Source organism: Pseudomonas sp. 11/12A (assembly GCF_000800055.1).
GTDB lineage: Bacteria > Pseudomonadota > Gammaproteobacteria > Pseudomonadales > Pseudomonadaceae > Aquipseudomonas > Aquipseudomonas mohnii.
In genome coordinates, this window is sequence record NZ_JUGV01000001.1 from 4901438 (window position 1) to 4920072 (window position 18635).

The window sequence follows — 18635 nt, forward strand, 5'->3', positions numbered from 1 at the left end:
TTGGATAAACGCGGGGCCTTAAAGGGCATAGCTGGGCAAACCGGCTCCTGCTGGTCCGCGATGACCTCGAAATAACTGAATCGAAATTATTTTCATCCCGCCCTATCACTTTTTACTTTTCGCTCGGCACCTAGGCAATTGAGAAGTATTCCCTTTCAGGAGCCGCCGTATGTCCCGTTCACCAGACACCTTGTTGCGCCCCCGTTTGCTGGCGGTTGCCATTGCGCTTTGCGCCCCCCTGGCCAGTAGCCAACTGATTGCCGCTGAACAAGCCTCCAGCGTTCGCGCCTACAACCTGCCGGCCGCCCCCCTGGCCAGCACGTTGAACCAGATCGCCAGCCAGGCCGGTCTGGCGTTGTCGCTCAATCCGTCACTGGCGGCGGGCAAGACCTCGGCACCGGTCAAAGGCCCGTTCGACGCCGCTGGCGCCCTGCGTGAAGCCTTGCGCGGCAGCGGCCTGCAACTGGAGCAGAGCGGCAGCGGCACCTACAGCCTGGCGGCCGTGCCCGAGGGCGCCTTGGCTCTGCCGGCGACCAGCGTGATCGGCACACAAGACACTGAAAGCGCCTGGGGACCGGTGCAAGGCTACCTGGCCAAGCGCACGGCCGCCGGGACCAAGACCGACACCGCTCTGGCCGAAGTGCCGCGCTCGATTTCGGTTGCCACTCGCGAGCAGATGCAAGATCGCGCCGTGCAGAATCTGGATGACGCCGTGCGTTACATGCCGGGCGTCGTCGCGAGCAGCTACGGCAGCGACAGCCGCGCCGAGTGGCTGAAGGTGCGCGGATTTGAACCGACCCAGTTTCTCGATGGCTTGCCGCTCCCCAAGGGGGCCTACACCATGCCGAAAATGGAAACCTGGGATCTTGAACGCGTGGCCCTGCTGCGCGGCCCGGCTTCCTCGGTGTACGGCCAAACGCCGCCCGGCGGGTTGATCGATATGGTCAGCCGCCGCCCCGACGCCTTTGCCAGTCACGAAGTGCAACTGCAGATCGGCAGCTATCAGCGCAAGCAGATCAGCTTCGACAGCACCGGCCCCGTCGACGATGAAGGGCGTTTGCTTTACCGCGTCAGCGGCGTGGTACGGGACAGCAACACCACCATCGAGCACGACGACGATAAACGCTACAACATCGCTCCCAGCCTTACCTGGAACATTGATCCCGATACCCGACTGACCCTCCTCAGCCAGTTCAACCGTGACGATACCGGCAACACCAGTCAGTTCCTGCCGTTGCAAGGCACCAAGCTTTCATCGCCTGCCGGCGAGGTGAAATTCCACAAGAACCTCGGCGATCCGCAATGGGAGTTCTACGACAAGACTTACTACGCTCTGGGTTATGCCTTTGAGCACCGGATGGACGACGTTTGGCAGTTCCGTCAGAACCTGCGCTATACCAAGAGCGACCTGTCCTTCCAGGGCATCACCGCAGGCGGGTTTTATGGTTCGGTCAGTGACGACGGCACCGTGGCCCGGGGCGCCAACATCGTCAATGAAGACATCAGCCAGTTCGCCATGGATAACAACTTCCAGGCCGATTTTGAAACGGGCCCGCTCAAGCACACCGTGTTGCTGGGACTTGACCATCAGCGTGTCAACACCAACTACCAATGGCTGTATGGCAGCGCACCGACCAGCAACATCATCAACCCGATTTACGGCCAGGACTTCAGCAACGTCAGCTACACCGCGTTCAATGATTACAACCAGAAGACCCATGACACAGGCGTCTATGTTCAGGACCAGATGGCCCTCGATAACTGGCGCCTGACTCTGGGCGGTCGGCAGGACTGGCTGCACACCGACTCGACCTTCTACAACCTGAACGACGCCAGGGACACCCGTAACGACACCGCCTTTACCGGCAATGCCGCCCTCAGCTATGTGTTCGATTCCGGCTTCACACCTTACGTCTCCTACGCCGAATCCTTTCAGGCCGAAGCGGGCGGGGCCAACGGCCAGGCGTTTCGCCCGGGGACCGGCAAGCAATACGAAGTGGGGCTCAAGTACCAACCGCCAGGCAGCGACATGCTGTTCACCGCAGCCGCCTATGACCTGACGCGAAAAGACATCGTGCTCAGTGACACCCTTGGCGTATCGCGCCCACTGGGCGAAGCCAAGGTGCGCGGCTTCGAGCTGGAAGCAACCGGTGACGTCAACGAAAACCTCAAATTGACCGCAGCCTATACCTACGCCAACACCAAGATGACCAAAGTCACCAGCCCCCTGGACCAAAATCGCCCACTGCCACTGACGCCGGAAAACCAGGTCTCTGCCTGGGCTGACTACACCTGGCATACGGGTGTGCTGGATGGTTTTGGACTTGGATTCGGCGTGCGCTACATCGGCGAGACCGACAACATTGCCATCGGCAGCATGGACTTCGTGCGCGATAAATCAGACGGCCATACCGATTCATACACCGTCTATGACGCCGCTGTTCATTACGACCTGGGCCGTCTGAACAATACGCTCAAGGGCGTCAGTGTGGCCGTCAATGCAAACAACGTATTCGACAAGGAATACATCTCTACCTGTGACGGTTTCTATTGCTACTACGGCGACCGTCGCAACGTCATGGCCAGCATTAACTACAAGTGGTAAGGGCGTGACCTGACATGCCCCACAACCAGGCTGTCCTCCATGGACGGCCTGGGTATTCCTGAAGGCCAAGAAATGAAAAGCAAAACAATTCGCCGCTGGTCCGCCGTGCACACCTGGTCCAGCCTGATCTGCACGGTGTTCCTGCTGATGCTGGCCCTGACCGGCCTGCCGCTGATTTTCCATCACGAGATCGACCACTGGCTGGGCGATGCCGCCGAACTGAAGCCAATGCCTGCGGACACCCCGCACCTGAATTTGCAGCAGCTGGTGCTGGCCGCCGAGCAGCATCGCCCCGGCGACGTCATGCAGTATTTCGGTTTCGAGGACGATGAGCCCAACGCCGTGGTCGCGATCATGGCACCCACCGCCGGAACCGAACCGAACTCGTCTCACACCTTCATGCTCGACGCGCGCACCGGCGAAGCGCTGGAGATGCCGTCGGCCAATGGCGGTTTGATGATGGTCATGCTGCGCCTGCATGTGGACCTGTTCGCCGGGCTGCCGGGCAAGTTGCTGCTGGCATCCATGGGCATCCTGTTCGTGGTGGCGATCATTTCCGGCACCGTGCTGTATCTACCGTTCATGCGGCGCTTGAAATTCGCCACCGTGCGCCAGGACAAATCCACCCGCCTGCGCTGGCTCGACCTACACAACCTGATCGGTGTCGTGACCCTGACCTGGGCCCTGGTGGTGGGCGTGACCGGGGTCATCAGTGCCTGCGCCGATTTGCTGATCGCCGCCTGGCGCAACGACAGCCTCAGCGCGATGATCGCGCCGTACCGCGACGCCCCGCCGCTGACACAACGGGCGCCCGCGACCCGGTTGCTGGACATCGCCAACGAAGTCGCGCCGGACATGCAGCCAGACTTCATTGCCTTCCCCGGCACCCGCTTCTCCAGCGAGCACCATTACGCGGTGTTCATGAAAGGCAGCACGCACCTGACCTCGCACCTGCTGACGCCAGTGCTGATCGACGCCAGCACCCTGCAGGTCACCGCCGTGGCCGAACGCCCGTGGTACATGGACGCCATGGGCATGTCGCAGCCACTGCACTTCGGTGACTACGGCGGCATGCCGATGAAAATCCTCTGGGCGACCCTGGATGCGCTGACGATCATCGTGCTCGGCAGCGGGGTTTACCTTTGGCTGGTACGGCGAAAAACCGCGAAACCGCTGCTGGAAAAAGCGGAGAGCGTGGCATGAGGCCCCGCCAGTCGAACTTCTGGAAGGTCTTCGCCACCCCCACCGTCATCGCCCTGTTCAGTGCCGCCGGGTTGTTTGCCGCACTCCTGGGCGATGGCATTTGGGATGCCTTGAGCTGGCTGGGCTTGGGGATTCCCGCGGTGCTTGGCCTGCGAGGATTGATGCAACGCAATTGACGCGACATCCCCTGCAGGAGCGAGCCCTGCTCGCGATGCATTCGAATACGCCGCGGGGCATCAGGCGTACCGCGTCATCGTTGACGACCATCGCGACGGTGCGACGATTCGACAGGCTCGCGCCTACCGGTTTCGCCCTGCGCGGTCTGCTGCAACGGCGCTAATGTCCAGGCTTACCTCCCGCCCCTGTAGGAGCGAGCTTGCTCGCGATGTACCTGAGACCGCCGCGGGGCATCAGGCTCCCCTCGTCATCGTTGACGACCATCGCGACGGTGCACGATTCGACAGGCTCGCTCCTACAGGTCATACGACAACCACCCTTCCCCGCCCGTCGCCTTCTTCCGCAAATCCCCTGACATATTTGTTGACACTTTAACCTGTGTGCTTCTATAAAGGCGCATGTTGTACGACAACCTACAACAACTGCAACACCAAAAAATCCAAAAATAAAGAATGGTGAAGTAATGAAAGTCAAAGGCATCCGTTGGTGGATGGTCGGTCTGGTGACTGCCGGCCTGATGGTCAACTACCTGGCTCGCAATACCCTCTCAGTGGCCGCTCCGACCCTGATGAGCGAAATGAACATCTCCACCGAGCAGTACTCGCACATCGTTGTCGCCTGGCAGGTGTGCTATGCGCTGATGCAACCGGTTGCCGGCTACATCATCGATGCCATCGGTACCAAAATGGGCTTCGCCATTTTTGCTTTCGCCTGGTCGATCGCCTGTGCGCTGGCGGCACTGGCGACGGGTTGGCAGGGGCTGGCGTTTGTCCGCGGCCTGCTCGGCCTGACCGAAGCGGCCGGTTTGCCGGCGGCGGTCAAGACCTCCACCGAATGGTTCCCGGCCAAAGAGCGCTCGGTGGCCATCGGCTGGTTCAACATCGGCTCGTCGATCGGTGCCGTGCTGGCGCCGCCTCTGGTGGTCTGGGCAATCCTGCACAGCGGTTGGGAGCTGGCGTTCCTGATCGTCGGTGGCCTGGGCGTCGCCTGGACGTTCCTGTGGATGATTCTCTACAAGCATCCGCGCGATCAAAAACGCCTGAGCGATGAAGAACGCGATTACATCCTCAGCGGTCAGGAAGATCACTTCAAAGACACAACCCACAAAAAGGGCAGTTGGAAAAAGATCATCGGCAGCCGCAACTTCTACGCCATCGCCAGTGCCCGGATGCTCTCCGAGCCGGCCTGGCAGACCTTCAACGCGTGGATCCCGCTGTACCTGATGACCGAGCGACACATGAACATCAAGGAAATCGCGATGTTCGCCTGGCTGCCGTTCCTCGCCGCGGACCTGGGCTGCGTGCTCGGTGGTTACCTGAGCCCGTTCTTCCACAAGTACTGCAACGTGTCGCTGTTCACTTCGCGCAAAATGGTCCTGCTGTTCGGTGCTTCCTGCATGATCGGCCCGGCGTGCATCGGCCTGGTCGCCAGCCCCTACACCGCCATTGCGTTGCTGTGCATCGGTGGCTTTGCCCACCAGACCTTGTCCGGCGCGCTGTATGCGATTACCTCCGACTCGTTCGGCAAAAACGAAGTGGCCACCGCCACGGGCATGGGCGGCATGTTCGGCTACCTGGGTGCGGCCGCCTTCACCTTGGTGTTTGGTGTGATGGTGACCAAAATCGGCTACAGCCCGCTGTTCGTGGTGCTGGCGATTTTCGACATCGTGGCAGCGTTCATCGTCTGGACCGTTGCTCGTGAACTCAAGCCTCAGGCAGCTTCAGGCCCTGAAGCCGGGCAGACGCTGCAACCCGCCAGCTAACACGCAAACCCTGTAGGAGCGAGCCTGTCGAATCGTCGCACCGTCGCGAGGGTCGTTAACGATGACGCTGCGCACCTGACACCGCGCGGCGCTCTCAGGTTTTTCGCGAGCAGGCTCGCTCCTACAGGTGACGGTGATCTTGAGCTATCGCATCCACACGTTATGCTGCGTGACACCGCCACCGACCGAGTCACTGCCATGTCCGCCCCGAGCATGACCCTGTACCACAACCCTCTTTCGCCCTTCGTCCGCAAAGTCATGGTGCTGCTGCACGAAACCGGTCAACAGGACCGCGTGGCCCTGCAAAACTGCGTGCTCACACCCGTCGCCCCGGACCAGGTCCTGATCGACGACAACCCACTGAGCAAAATCCCCGCCTTGCGCCTGCCCGACGGCAACGTCATCCACGACAGCCGGGTGATCCTCGACTACCTCGACCACCAGCACGTCGGCAACCCGCTGATTCCCCGCGACGGCTCCGCACGCTGGCGGCGCCTGACCCTGGCCTCCATGGCGGACGGCATCATGGACGCCGCCGTGCTGATCCGTTACGAAGTGGCCCTGCGTGCCCCGGAAAAACACTGGGATGAGTGGCTCGACGGTCAGCGCGACAAGATCCGCCGCGCCCTGGCGCTGCTGGAAAAGGATGCGATAGCCGAACTGACCAGCCATTTCGATGTGGCGGCGATCAGCGTGGCCTGTGCGCTGGGTTACCTGGACTTGCGCCATCCGGACCTGGCCTGGCGTGATTCGAACCCGCAGTTGGCGGCCTGGTATTTCGAGGTAAGCCAGCGGCCTTCGATGATTGCGACCATGCCGAAGGTCTGACCTGGCGACGCCAACGCACTAGCAGTTCTGATAGTGGGCAAAAACTGCAAAAGCTCCGATGCTCAAGGTTCGGCCAACCGGACCTTGCACGGAGCTCAACCCATGCCCGATTCACCCCATGAAACCCTGCTGTGCCGCTACCACTACGATCCGCTGGACCGCCAGAGTGGCTGCACGGTGCCTCAACAACCGGTCATCCAGCGTTTTCATTGTGACGGCCGATTGACCACTGAGGTCCAGGGCGGTACGCGCTGGAGCATCCTTCAGCACGGCGACCAGTTGCTGGCGCAACGAAATCATCTCGAAGCAAGCGTGACCGCCACGTTACTGGCAACCGATCAGCAACGTTCGGTGCTCAACGCCCTCGACGCCTCCGGAACTCATCCCCTCGCTTATTCCCCCTATGGCCACCACCCTGCGATCCATAGGTTGCTAAGCGTGCGCGGCTTCAATGGCGAACAGCCTGACCCTTTGACCGGGCACTATCATTTGGGCAATGGGTATCGGCAGTTCAACCCGGTGTTGATGCGGTTTAACAGCCCGGACAGTTGGAGTCCGTTTGGGGAGGGGGGGTTGAATGCGTATGGGTATTGTGAGGGGGATCCAACGAACCGTGTAGATCCAGATGGGCATGCATTTTTAAAATTTATATTTAAGTTCGTTAAAAAACCCGGATCTATAAAGTCAAGCCGAAAATCAAAAGCTGTTGCCCGTCTCAACAGTGCCCAACTACCAGAGGAAAGAACGATCACTTCGCAAAAATTTGCCTGGTACCACGACGAGGTGCAAAGGATAGAACGTAAATTCACGGTGACTAGTCAGCAGGCCCGGATGGACGGAAGAAAAATACACCTCGAAAGAACCATAAGTGAAAGTCCGTTTAATATGAAAACAACACAACGTGTATACCTTAATAGAAACACCACTGAGCTCACCTATGGCAAGCGCCGTATCACCCAAGTCAGGATTGATGACGCCCACCGTAATAATCATTTCTATTATATGAACACTGTTAAAGTAAACAGAGAAATTGGTCGTCTCCCCAATAAAGACATTGAACGCAAGCTTAACGAAATCCGAAGCGTCATCGAAGGGGATAAAATGGCGAGATACTTTGATAGTCAAAAATTCCGCCAACTTTTCTGAACCCACCCAATTTCAGATCAAACAACGGGGACCACAAATTGATTCACCCCTAAAAAATGCCTACCAAAAAACCTATCAGTTCTGATAGTGGGCAAAACCTGAAAAAGCTCCGATGCTCAAGGTCCGGCCAACCGGACCTTGCACGGAGCTCAACCCATGCCCGATTCACCCCATGAAACCCTGCTGTGCCGCTACCACTACGATCCGCTGGACCGCCAGAGTGGCTGCACGGTACCTCAACAACCGGTCATCCAGCGTTTTCATTGTGACGGCCGATTGACCACTGAAATCCAGGGCGGTACGCGCTGGAGCATCCTTCAGCACGGCGACCAGTTGCTGGCGCAACGAAATCATCTCGAAGCAAGCGTGACCGCCACGTTACTCGCAACCGATCAGCAACGTTCGGTGCTCAACGCCCTCGACGCCTCCGGACCTCATCCCCTCGCTTATTCCCCGTATGGCCACCACCCAGCACTGAACAGGCTGCCAAGCCTGCGCGGCTTCAATGGCGAACAACCGGACCCGCTGACCGGGCACTATCATTTGGGCAATGGGTATCGGCAGTTCAATCCGGTATTGATGCGGTTTAACAGTCCGGACAGTTGGAGTCCGTTTGGCAAGGGAGGAATTAATGCTTATGCATACTGCGGGGGAGACCCGGCAAATAGAGTTGATCCAAATGGGCACTGGTATAAGAGCTTCATCAAGAAACTGAGTAAAAACATCAGCAGCAGCCCACTCCACCCGACGAAAAAAATCTCAAAAGAGACCACCGATTCGTTTTTACATTCAATTGAACTATTGGGTGGACAAAAAGAATTTAAAAAAATTGCATACCAAAACTACAAAAAGCCGAAACACTACCTAATCAACAATACGCCTGAAGTTAAACCCCTCCCCCCTTCAGACATCGACATGACTATCAACTTTATAGTTGACACGGAGCACGCACAAAACGTAATAATCAGATTTGAGCTTCTAACCACTCACGAAAGAGTCAGTGCCGATATACTTTATGGACTGCCCACGCTTAATCGCCACGACAGCGCGAACTTGTTCAGGCGACTGGAAGATATGGCAAGAGAGAGAGCAGCTCTATCACCACTCTACGACTTGGCCAAACAACCTCCACCCTCTTATGAAGCGGCTACTCTCCCAACCCATGACGAGGTAATCAGGCAGGGTGGCAGCAACCGACCGAGGCGCAGCTCAGCAGGTCGGTGACAACGCGTTGGGTTTCTTCGAAGCTCACATCTTCCCACTGGATGAGCGACGCCCCCTCTATCAGATCTGCTAGTAGGCAACCGCTGTAAAAACTCCGATGCTAAAGGTCCGGCCAACCGGACCTTGCACGGAGCTCAAGCCATGCCCAATTCACCCCATGAAACCCATGAACCCCATGAAACCCTGCTGTGCCGCTACCACTACGATCCGCTGGACCGTCAAAGTGGCTGCACGCTACCTCAACAACCGGCCATCCAGCGTTTTCATTGTGACGGCCGATTGACCACTGAGATCCAGGGCGGTACGCGCTGGAGCATCCTCCAGTACGGCGACCAGTTGCTTGCGCAACGAAATCATCTCGAAGCAAGCGTGACCGCCACGTTACTGGCAACCGATCAGCAACGTTCGGTGCTCAACACCCTCGACGCCACGGGACCTCATCCCCTCGCTTATTCCCCTTATGGCCATCATCCGGCGGTCGATAGACTGCTGAGCCTGCGCGGCTTCAATGGCGAACAGCCTGACCCGTTGACCGGGCACTATCATTTGGGCAATGGGTATCGGCAGTTCAACCCGGTGTTGATGCGGTTTAACAGTCCGGACAGCTGGAGTCCGTTTGGGGAGGGAGGGTTGAATGCGTATGGGTATTGTGAGGGGGATCCGATAAATCGAGTGGATCCGACTGGACACATGTTTTCATCCCTACTTGCCACTATAAAAAATCTATTTACACCTAACCCTAACCCCCCTATAAAATTCACAAATTTAAACGAAGACATCGCACATAAAATATCAAAATATCTATCAAGTTCGGACATGAACAACTTGCGACTTGCTTCAAAAAAAACAAAAACCATGTTCGACCCAGTATCCAAACACAACTTTAAAGCGTACTCAAACAACAACTCACCTCATATCTTTAATCCCAATAAGCCCGCGACGAACCTGGACAAAATAATCGAAGTTGGCTTGGGCAGAGTTCAGGGCATCAGCAGCTCCGAAGCAACCAACCAAATCAGCGTAAAAATGGCGAAAAACCTATACGACACACATACCGCTTCAGATTATTCTTATGACTCAACCAGCTCCGTGACAGGTCAAGGTATTTATTTTACGCGTCATGAGAGAACACCAGTAACTTACCGTCATTCTATTTCCTTGGGAAAAGAGTCAAAAACTCCAGCTCCGGATAAAGGATGGATCCGCGAGAAACTCCCTAATGGCGACATACGAATGATCCGGCGCGGAAGTCGCTGATTGGCAGCCCGATAGCGCTGGCGATCAACGCTTCAACAGAACGCCAATTCGCCACCGACTGCCGACGGGCGGCAATTTTTAGGGCCGTTGGCAACGTTTGTGATCCTATCAGTTCCGTTAGTAGGCAGCCCTGGCGCATTGAGCGACAGTGAAACCCTGAATTGCCGGGTATTTCGGGAGCCCTCACCATGCCATCCAATCAATCCACCGTAATGTGCCACTACCACTACGACGCGCTGAATCGACTGGTCGCCAGCGCACCCTCGACTCAGGCAATCACTCAGCGCTTCTATCTGAAAGACCGCCTGACCACCGAGATCCAGGGCGCAGCGCAGCGATCGATCATGCAGCATGAGGGCCACCTTCTGGCGCAGCGAGAACGCCAAACCACCGCCGTGCAAACCCACCTCCTGGCCACGGATCAACAGCGCTCGGTGTTGAACCTGCTCGACGCCAGTGTGCGGCATCCACTCGCCTACACGCCTTACGGCCATCGGCAGAACGGCTTGCTCAGCCTTCTCGGTTTCAATGGCGAACGACTGGATGCGCTAACGGGGTCTTATTTGTTGGGCAATGGTTATCGGGCGTTTAATCCAGTGTTGATGCGGTTTAACAGTCCGGACAGTTGGAGTCCGTTTGGGGAGGGAGGGTTGAATGCGTATGGGTATTGTGGGGGCGAGCCGATCAACAGGGTGGATCCGAATGGGCATGCATTCATCAAACCGCTCATCAAGCAAATGACAACTCAGTTGAAGGCTTTGCCAAGCCCCCCGACCAACTCGCTTAGCAAGCTCACCAAAAACCTGTTGAAGACCTCAAAAAGAGAGCTTGGAGGAAAAAGCGGTATCGGAAAACTGGTCAAGGAATCTGGACTAAGAGCGGAAGAAATTCTCTTGGAACACGCCTTTCAAAAACTTGAAAAATCACTAAACCATCAGTTCTCTTCAAGCCAGTCAATTTTAAAAGCCACTTCGCCGCCACCCTATCGCTCTCAAAATCTGGATAATATCAAACTCAACATCAGTATGCTCAATGACACCCTCAAAGACCTGGGCAACGGAGGAAAACAATTCCTGACACCACAAACCCTTGAGACGATAAACGCTCTGCATATCAAGGCCCAATATCAAGTTCAACAGATCACAGAACAACGCGTACTACCAAAATACTCGATGTTCCCCCCTCCGCCCCCGAGTTATCCGATCCCTGCCACAGAGTCACTCCCGCCCCCCTATTATGGACAGATTAAAATTCGCCAATCATAGGACGCACTTTCGTTACCTCAGGCGTGCGCCCCAACGATTGGAACCCACTCAACAATCCGGCTTGTCCGCCGTAAACCGTCGAGCCGGATTCACCGCCGCGCCAAACTCGCGCAAGGCCTTGGCGCCAATCAGCAGCGGATAGTTAAAGCTGCTGCGGTCGGTCAGGTTGACCTCGACCGTGCGCTTGACGTTGCCCAGGCACAATTCCAGATCGACCACCGGGCGCTTGGAAGGCGCGGCGGTTTCTTCGTCATCGTCCTCTTCGGAGCGGGTCTTGATCTTGCTGATCCGCGCGACCTTGTGTTCGTAGACTTTGTCGCTCGCCCCCTTGGTGGCGAGGCGGAAACGCACCCAGTTCTCGCCATCACGGGTAAAGGTTTCGATGTCCTTGGCCGACAGCGATGCCGTCAGGGCGCCGGTGTCCATTTTCGCCTTGAGCACTTCACCGCCGATTTCCGGCAGCGCGATGTATTCGTAACGCCCGTACAGGGTGGGCTCGGCGGCCAGCACCGGCAGGGCTAACAGGGTCAGCAGTGCGAGAAGGGATTTCACGTGATGGGCGTCCTGGATAAATGGGCAGCGAAATTTTAGACCGTCAGCGGGCAATTCGTTCGTTCTTGAAATCCCTTCGCGGGCATGCCGCGCTCCCACCGGGATTTGTCTGACTCAAAAACACCGCAATCCACTGTGGGAGCGGGCTCGCCCGCGAAGGGGCCGGTGCAATCAACATCATGATGTGACCTGATTTTCCTGCCCAGCCTACCCATCCAATGGTGAAACATTCGTCATCAGCCGATTTGGCCTGCCGACCGAAGCTGCTTATCATGGCGCGCCCAAAGGCTTTCAAGAGTTACTTATGCGCCGCCTGCTCACCGGCTGTTTCGTCACCCTGCTGCTGTTGCTCAACACCTTGACCCTGATCGGGCCCTTGATGGTGTTTGCCCTGCTCAAACTGGTCCTGCCCGGTCGCTTTCGCGATTACGCCTCCTGGTCGGTGATGTGGATCGCCGAGACCTGGTCGGAAATCGACAAGCTGATCTTCCGTCTGTGCATCCCCACCCAATGGGATATACGCGGCGGTGATGACCTGCGTCGTGACACCTCCTACCTGGTCATCAGTAACCACCAATCCTGGGTCGATATCCCGGCGTTGATCCAGACGCTGAACCGACGCACACCGTTCTTCAAATTCTTCCTCAAGAGAGAGCTGATCTGGGTGCCGTTCCTGGGCCTGGCGTGGTGGGCGCTGGATTACCCGTTCATGAAGCGCTACTCCAAGGCGTTTCTGGCCAGGCACCCGGAACTGGCCGGCAAGGATCTGGAGATCACCCGGCAGGCCTGCGAATTGTTCAAGCGCCAGCCGGTGACGGTGGTCAATTATCTGGAAGGCACTCGCTACACCGCAGCCAAAAGCGCCCAGCAACAATCTCCGTTCACTCACCTGCTCAAACCCAAGGCCGGTGGCGTGGCGTTTGTGCTGGCGGCAATGGGCGAACAGCTGGATGCGATTCTCGACGTGACGGTGGTGTATCCGCAGCAGGGGATTCCGGGGTTCTGGGATCTAATCAGCGGCAACGTGCCAAGGGTCATCATCGACATCAAGACCCGGGAACTCGACCCGGCGCTGTGGCAGGGTGATTACGAAAACGATCCGCTGTTTCGCGAGAAAATCCAGAACTGGGTCAACCAGCTCTGGATCGAGAAGGACCGGCGCATCGACGCGTTGCGCGGCGAAAGCGGCTGATCAACTGCCGGTGCCGATACCGGTGCCCCAGATGCCGCCCAGGCTTTGCAACAGCGAACCGGCAACGCCCTGTTGACCGAGGTATTGCAGGATCACCGGGGCAAACATGCCAACCATGCCGCTGTCCATGCCCAGGGCGCTGAAGGCGTTGTTCAGGTCATTGGTGTCCTTGACGTTGCCCAGGGCGTTGTCCAGCCCTGCGGCTTTGCCGGATGAGCCGAGCAAACCGGCGAGCGCGCCCAATTCGCCGCCACCCGAAAGTATGTCGATGCCCGGTACGTTTTTGGCCAGCTCCGAATAGTCGGCCGAACTCAATTGATTCTTCGCCAGCCCCAGCATTGCCCCGGCACCACCGACGGCCTGTTGCGGCGTTACGTTCAATTGGCTGAGTGCGCCCAGCAGATCTGCCGTCTGCGGGGTTGGGGCGGCATTGGTGGCCGCGTTACCGCCCTGCATCCCCGAAATGGCGTTGGCCGCATCGCCCAGGCTGAACTGGGCGAAGACCGGGCTGGCCGCCAGGGTCATCAGCGAAGCCAGTGCAATACCGCGTGAAATCTTCATCCAGACATCCTCTATGAAAAACCGCCCGACAGTGGGCGGTGAACCGCTGCGCGTTGGACTGGTTTCCCCCGACATTGTTCCCGCCCCTGTAGGAGCGAGCCTGCTCGCGAAAAACGCAGGGACAACGCGGTCATTCAGATAGCACGCGTTATCGTTGGCGTCCATCGCGAGCAGGCTCGCTCCTACAGGGATCAGGTTCATCACAATATTTTCCCGGTGCTGCATCCAGTCCCGCCCCACGCCCGTATATCAAGGCACGGACAGACATTCCTGGCCGATTCTCCCCAAAAGGATCATCACCATGATACGCACCTCGATCAAAACACCCTTGATTGCCAGCCTGCTGACCCTGGCCCTTGGCGGCGGCGTCGCCCTGAACACCACCGTGCAAGCCGCTACCATGAGCCACGACAGCGTGACGGTCGGCGGCCAAAGCATGCTGCCGAGCAAAGACATCGTCGATAACGCAGTCAACTCCTCCGACCACACCACCCTGGTCGCCGCCGTGAAGGCCGCAGGCCTGGTCGACACCCTCAAGGGCAAAGGCCCGTTCACCGTTTTCGCCCCGGTCAATTCGGCGTTTACCGCCCTGCCCGCCGGCACCGTCGACACCCTGCTGAAACCGGAAAACAAAGCCACCCTGACCAAGATCCTCACTTACCACGTGGTCGCCGGCAAACTCGACATGATGACCCTGGCCGAGAAAATCAAGGCCGGCGGCGGCAAGACCGAACTCACCACAGTCGCCGGCGGCAAGCTATGGGCAATGATGAACGGCCCGCACAACATCACGATCAAGGATGAAAAAGGCGACGTCGCCGACATCACCACCTATGACGTGTACCAGTCCAATGGCGTGATTCAGGTCATCGACAAAGTGCTGATGCCGAAAAGCTGAGCACAGTCGCCGGCCCTGCGCAGTGGGGCTGGCGGTTTTTCCGAGGTGTCCACCCGTGAATGGAACAACCGCGCGCCGTGAACTAACCTCTGCCTGCAATCGACACCCTACGCTGCGCACCTCGTCTATTTGGAGCACCGCTATTTCCATCGCCGACGCCGATCAGCTCAGGCACTTGCTGGCCCAGTGCTCACTGGGTGACCGCCGTGCGTTCGAGACGCTTTACCGCAGCGTCGGCCCGCGCTTGCATGGTGTGGCCCTGCGGTTCATGGGGCGCCCCGACCTGGCGGAAGAAGTGCTGCAGGAAAGCTTCGTGCGGATCTGGAACAACGCCTCGCGCTACGAACCGCATCTGTCGGCACCGCTGACCTGGATGATCAACATCACCCGCAACCAGGCGATCGACCAGTTGCGCAAACACCGCGACCGGCCGTTGAGCGATCTCGAAGAACAATCACTGGTGGACGAAACCCCATCCGCCCACGAACAGCTGAACAGTGCCCGCGAGGCCAGCGCCCTGAACCGCTGCCTGGACAGCCTCGAGGGCATGCAGCGCCAATCGATCACCATCGCTTACTTTCAGGGAATGTCCGGCGCCGAGCTGGCCGAACACCTGGCGGCGCCGCTGGGATCGGTGAAATCCTGGATCCGCCGCGGCATGGAACGCCTGCGCAGGTGCCTTGAATCATGAACTATCAAACGCCGTCCCTGCGCCGCGCCCTCGCCGCCGACTACGCCATTGGCCTGATGCCTGCCGCCGCGCGCCGACGTTTCGAACAGTTATTGCTGGAAGACCCGGCATTGCGCTTGGAATTGGCGCAATGGCAAGAAAGCCTCGCCAGCCTGACCGCGGCACTGCCCGAACAGCCCGTGCCGGATCGCGTGTGGCAGGGCATTACCGCGCGCATCGAGCCGCAAGTGCTGCATGTGCCTGAGAAGCGTCCGTTCTGGAACTGGCTGCGGGCAACGGCGGCGATTGCCTCCCTGTTGATTGCCGTGACCCTCGGAGTGATCTACACCCGCGACGATGTGCGCTACAGCGCAACACTGGCCAGCGCCGATGCGCAGCCGGCATTGCGAGTCCAGGCGCACGCCGATTACCTGCAAGTCGAACCGCTGGCATTGGCGGCGATCACACCGCAGCAAAGCCTGGAACTGTGGGCGATACCGGCCGACGGCAAACCGGTTTCCCTCGGGGTAATCCCGGCGGGCGGCAAAGGCAAGGTAGTACTGAGCGACGCGCAGAAAGCACTGATCGGCAAGCCGATTGCGCTGGCGGTCACCCTGGAACCGAAGGGCGGTTCGCCGACCGGGCAACCGACCGGGCCGGCGTTGTATCAAGGGGCATTGGCGGCGTTGTAATTGCCCTTGTGGCGAGGGGGCTGTGAACACTGCGCAAATACGGCGCCACTATCAGTTCTGTTAGTAGGCAGTTCAGTTCGATTGCGCCACAGTGAAATCCTGAATGACCGGATATTTCAGGGGGCCCTGACCATGCCGTCCAATCGCGCTACCGTGCTCTGCAGCTACCACTACGATGCACTGAATCGACTGACCGCCAGCGCGCCCTCGGCGCAGGCAAGCGTTCAGCGCTTCTATCTGAAAGACCGCCTGAGCACCGAGATCCAGGGCGCCGTGCAGCGTTCGATCATGCAGCACGAAGATCAACTGCTGGCGCAGCGAGAACGCCAAACCACCGCCGTGCAAACCCACCTCCTGGCCACGGATCAACAGCGCTCGGTGTTGAACCTGCTCGACGCCAGTGTGCGGCATCCACTCGCCTACACGCCTTACGGCCATCGGCAGAACGGCTTGCTCAGCCTGCTCGGGTTCAATGGCGAACGGCGGGATCCGGTGACGGGGTCTTATTTGTTGGGCAATGGTTATCGGGCGTTTAACCCGGTGTTGATGCGGTTTAACAGTCCGGACAGTTGGAGTCCGTTTGGGGAGGGTGGGTTGAATGCGTATGGGTATTGTGTGGGGGATCCGGTGAATCGCATGGATCCGATGGGGCATGCCTGGAACTTTGTTAAAGCCGTTCTGCGATCTCGTGGGTTAATAAAAAGCAATATGCAGGGTATCCAGAATGCAGGCACCAGCCTCACTTCCCCCAGCGTTGCATCCAATACGTCACGGCATTTTCGAAATCCCTTGGCAAATGCGCTCAATCCCTATTCGGACACGAAGACCCCTGCGTGGACGACCCAAGACAGATTGGCTTTTGCAGGTACAGAAGCGCGCCACCCGGGTGCGCCCCGCTCTGCTGTGTCACAAGAGTCCTTAACTACATTTCCAGGTGACACCCCTAACGTATCCCCAACACCGATCCGTACACGGCGCATGGGAAATATCTTTGAAGTGGGACAATCTGGCGAATTAGTACCACTCTATGGCAGCAATCAATCTATTAACTCGATTAGCAGCAGTGGATCCACGTTCGATCCTTCCCCTTCCTACTCTGCCCCCTTACCTCCTCCGAACTACGGGGGAAGCGAGCTACCTTCTTATCAGCAGGCGTTAGCCAACAATACGTGGCTGGATAATTTCTCTAAACGACAAAGTCACATAAGACGAGATTCCACATAACAAACAAAAAAGGCGACCCGAAGGTCGCCGTTTTTTTCCAGAGGTTTTACGCCGCACTAAACATCTTGTGCGGATCAATCACAAACTTCTTCGGCACGCCTGCGTCGAACTCGCCATAACCCTGCGGCGCCTGATCCAGGCTGATCACTTGCACGCCCACCACTTCGGCGATGTTGATGCGGTCCCACATGATCGCCTGCATCAGCTGGCGGTTGTACTTCATCACCGGGGTCTGACCAGTGTGGAAGCTGTGGGATTTGGCCCAGCCCAGACCGAAGCGAATGCTCAGGCTGCCCATTTTCGCGGCGGCGTCGACGGCACCCGGATCTTCGGTGACGTAAAGGCCAGGGATACCGATCTTGCCAGCCACACGCACCACGCCCATCAGCGAGTTGAGTACGGTGGCCGGGGCTTCGTGTTTCACGCCGTCATGGCCGTGGCCACGGGCTTCGAAGCCGACGGCGTCGATGGCGCAATCCACTTCCGGCTCGCCCAGCAGCGCGGCGATCTGTTCGTGCAGCGGGGTGTCCAGGGACAGGTCGGCGATTTCGAAACCCTGGGCCTTGGCGTGGGCCAGGCGCACGGTGTTGACGTCACCGATGATCACCACCGCCGCACCCAGCAGGCGAGCCGAAGCGGCAGCCGCCAGCCCGACCGGACCGGCACCGGCGATGTACACCGTGCTGCCCGGGCCAACGCCCGCCGTCACGGCGCCGTGGTAACCGGTTGGCAGGATGTCGGAGAGGCAGGTCAGGTCACGGATTTTCTCCATGGCCCGGTCGCGGTCCGGCAGTTTCAGCAGGTTGAAGTCGGCGTACGGCACCATCGCGTACTCGGCCTGGCCACCGGTCCAGTCGCCCATGTCGACGTAGCCATAAGCACCGCCCGGACGCGCCGGATTGACGCTCAGGCACACGCCGGTGTGCATTTCCTTACAGGAACGGCAGCGCCCGCAAGCCACGTTGAACGGCACGGACACCAAGTCGCCGATTTGCAGGTTCTCGACGTCGCTGCCCTTCTCGATCACTTCACCGGTGATCTCGTGGCCCAGCACCAGGCCGGTTTGTGCCGTGGTGCGACCGCGCACCATGTGCTGGTCGGAACCACAAATGTTGGTGGAAACCACACGCAGGATGACGGCGTGATTAATCTTCCTGCCGCGCGGGTCCTGCATTTTCGGATAGTCGATTTTCTGTACTTCGACCTTGCCAGCGCCGAGATACACCACACCACGATTGCCAGACATGCTTTCACCTCGCTGTTGTTTTTATGGAACCGCGTTGCCCAGGCAGGCAGCGCGTTAAGTGCTCGGGTACAGATGCTGTTTCTTGTGTTGCTTGTAAGGGCCTCATCGCTGGCAAGCCAGCTCCCACAGTGGA

17 protein-coding genes are annotated in these 18635 nt (G+C 58.4%); 14 read left to right on the forward strand and 3 right to left on the reverse strand.

What is annotated here, in order from left to right; genetic code table 11:
* Positions 1-169: 169 nt before the first annotated feature.
* The 9 genes from GQ39_RS22605 to GQ39_RS31015 all read left to right on the forward strand — a co-directional run bounded on the left by GQ39_RS22605 (position 170) and on the right by GQ39_RS31015 (position 11467).
* A complete protein-coding gene (locus tag GQ39_RS22605; protein ID WP_047534274.1) occupies positions 170-2605 on the forward strand; it encodes a TonB-dependent siderophore receptor in 2436 nt (811 codons plus the stop codon).
* A gap of 72 nt (positions 2606-2677) precedes the next feature.
* Complete coding sequence (locus GQ39_RS22610) at positions 2678-3808, forward strand: PepSY-associated TM helix domain-containing protein (protein WP_047539105.1); 1131 nt, start codon at positions 2678-2680, stop codon at positions 3806-3808.
* Positions 3805-3984 carry a hypothetical protein gene (locus tag GQ39_RS22615; protein ID WP_047534276.1) on the forward strand — a complete coding sequence of 60 codons (180 nt, stop codon included), beginning with the start codon at positions 3805-3807 and terminating at the stop codon, positions 3982-3984. The genes GQ39_RS22610 and GQ39_RS22615 overlap by 4 nt, the downstream gene beginning before the upstream one ends.
* Positions 3985-4448: 464 nt before the next feature.
* The gene (locus GQ39_RS22620; protein WP_047534278.1) at positions 4449-5747 is read left to right on the forward strand and encodes an MFS transporter; all 1299 of its coding nucleotides are present in this window, start codon (positions 4449-4451) and stop codon (positions 5745-5747) included.
* Positions 5748-5945: 198 nt separating this feature from the next.
* Positions 5946-6575 carry a glutathione S-transferase gene (locus tag GQ39_RS22625; RefSeq protein ID WP_047539108.1) on the forward strand — a complete coding sequence of 210 codons (630 nt, stop codon included), beginning with the start codon at positions 5946-5948 and terminating at the stop codon, positions 6573-6575.
* Between the two features lie 102 nt (positions 6576-6677).
* Positions 6678-7721 (forward strand): RHS repeat-associated core domain-containing protein, encoded by a 1044-nt coding sequence (locus GQ39_RS22630; protein ID WP_081997951.1) that lies wholly within the window; start codon positions 6678-6680, stop codon positions 7719-7721.
* Between the two features lie 156 nt (positions 7722-7877).
* Entirely contained in the window at positions 7878-8945 is a 1068-nt protein-coding gene (locus GQ39_RS31750) for an RHS repeat-associated core domain-containing protein (protein WP_081997952.1), read from the forward strand.
* Positions 8946-9086: 141 nt separating this feature from the next.
* Complete coding sequence (locus GQ39_RS31755) at positions 9087-10202, forward strand: RHS repeat-associated core domain-containing protein (protein ID WP_081997953.1); 1116 nt, start codon at positions 9087-9089, stop codon at positions 10200-10202.
* Positions 10203-10390: 188 nt separating this feature from the next.
* Positions 10391-11467, forward strand: coding sequence for an RHS repeat-associated core domain-containing protein (locus tag GQ39_RS31015; protein WP_052193628.1), 1077 nt, complete (start codon positions 10391-10393; stop codon positions 11465-11467).
* A gap of 48 nt (positions 11468-11515) precedes the next feature.
* Here GQ39_RS31015 and rloA2 read toward each other — a convergent pair whose 3' ends face one another.
* Entirely contained in the window at positions 11516-12019 is a 504-nt protein-coding gene (gene rloA2 / locus GQ39_RS22645) for a retropepsin-like aspartic peptidase RloA2 (protein ID WP_047534285.1), read from the reverse strand.
* A gap of 304 nt (positions 12020-12323) precedes the next feature.
* Here rloA2 and GQ39_RS22650 point away from each other — a divergent pair, with 304 nt between their 5' ends.
* Positions 12324-13211: an acyltransferase gene (locus GQ39_RS22650; RefSeq protein ID WP_047534288.1), complete on the forward strand. Its 888-nt coding sequence runs from the start codon at positions 12324-12326 to the stop codon at positions 13209-13211.
* Here GQ39_RS22650 and GQ39_RS22655 read toward each other — a convergent pair whose 3' ends face one another.
* Positions 13212-13772, reverse strand: coding sequence for a DUF2780 domain-containing protein (locus GQ39_RS22655; protein WP_047534291.1), 561 nt, complete (start codon positions 13770-13772; stop codon positions 13212-13214).
* A 301-nt stretch (positions 13773-14073) separates the two neighbouring features.
* On the opposite strand from GQ39_RS22655, the gene GQ39_RS22660 reads away from it, so the two are divergent.
* The 4 genes from GQ39_RS22660 to GQ39_RS31760 all read left to right on the forward strand — a co-directional run bounded on the left by GQ39_RS22660 (position 14074) and on the right by GQ39_RS31760 (position 17256).
* Positions 14074-14670, forward strand: a complete 597-nt coding sequence (locus GQ39_RS22660; RefSeq protein WP_047534294.1) for a fasciclin domain-containing protein — start codon at positions 14074-14076, stop codon at positions 14668-14670.
* Between the two features lie 55 nt (positions 14671-14725).
* Entirely contained in the window at positions 14726-15361 is a 636-nt protein-coding gene (locus GQ39_RS22665; protein WP_090466707.1) for an RNA polymerase sigma factor, read from the forward strand.
* Complete coding sequence (locus tag GQ39_RS22670) at positions 15358-16032, forward strand: anti-sigma factor (RefSeq protein ID WP_047534298.1); 675 nt, start codon at positions 15358-15360, stop codon at positions 16030-16032. The genes GQ39_RS22665 and GQ39_RS22670 overlap by 4 nt, the downstream gene beginning before the upstream one ends.
* Before the next feature lie 132 nt (positions 16033-16164).
* Complete coding sequence (locus GQ39_RS31760; protein ID WP_081998021.1) at positions 16165-17256, forward strand: RHS repeat-associated core domain-containing protein; 1092 nt, start codon at positions 16165-16167, stop codon at positions 17254-17256.
* Positions 17257-17302: 46 nt separating this feature from the next.
* Here the strand turns inward: GQ39_RS31760 and fdhA are convergent, their stop codons facing one another.
* Positions 17303-18502: a formaldehyde dehydrogenase, glutathione-independent gene (gene fdhA / locus GQ39_RS22680; RefSeq protein ID WP_047534302.1), complete on the reverse strand. Its 1200-nt coding sequence runs from the start codon at positions 18500-18502 to the stop codon at positions 17303-17305.
* Between the last annotated feature and the right edge of the window lie 133 nt (positions 18503-18635).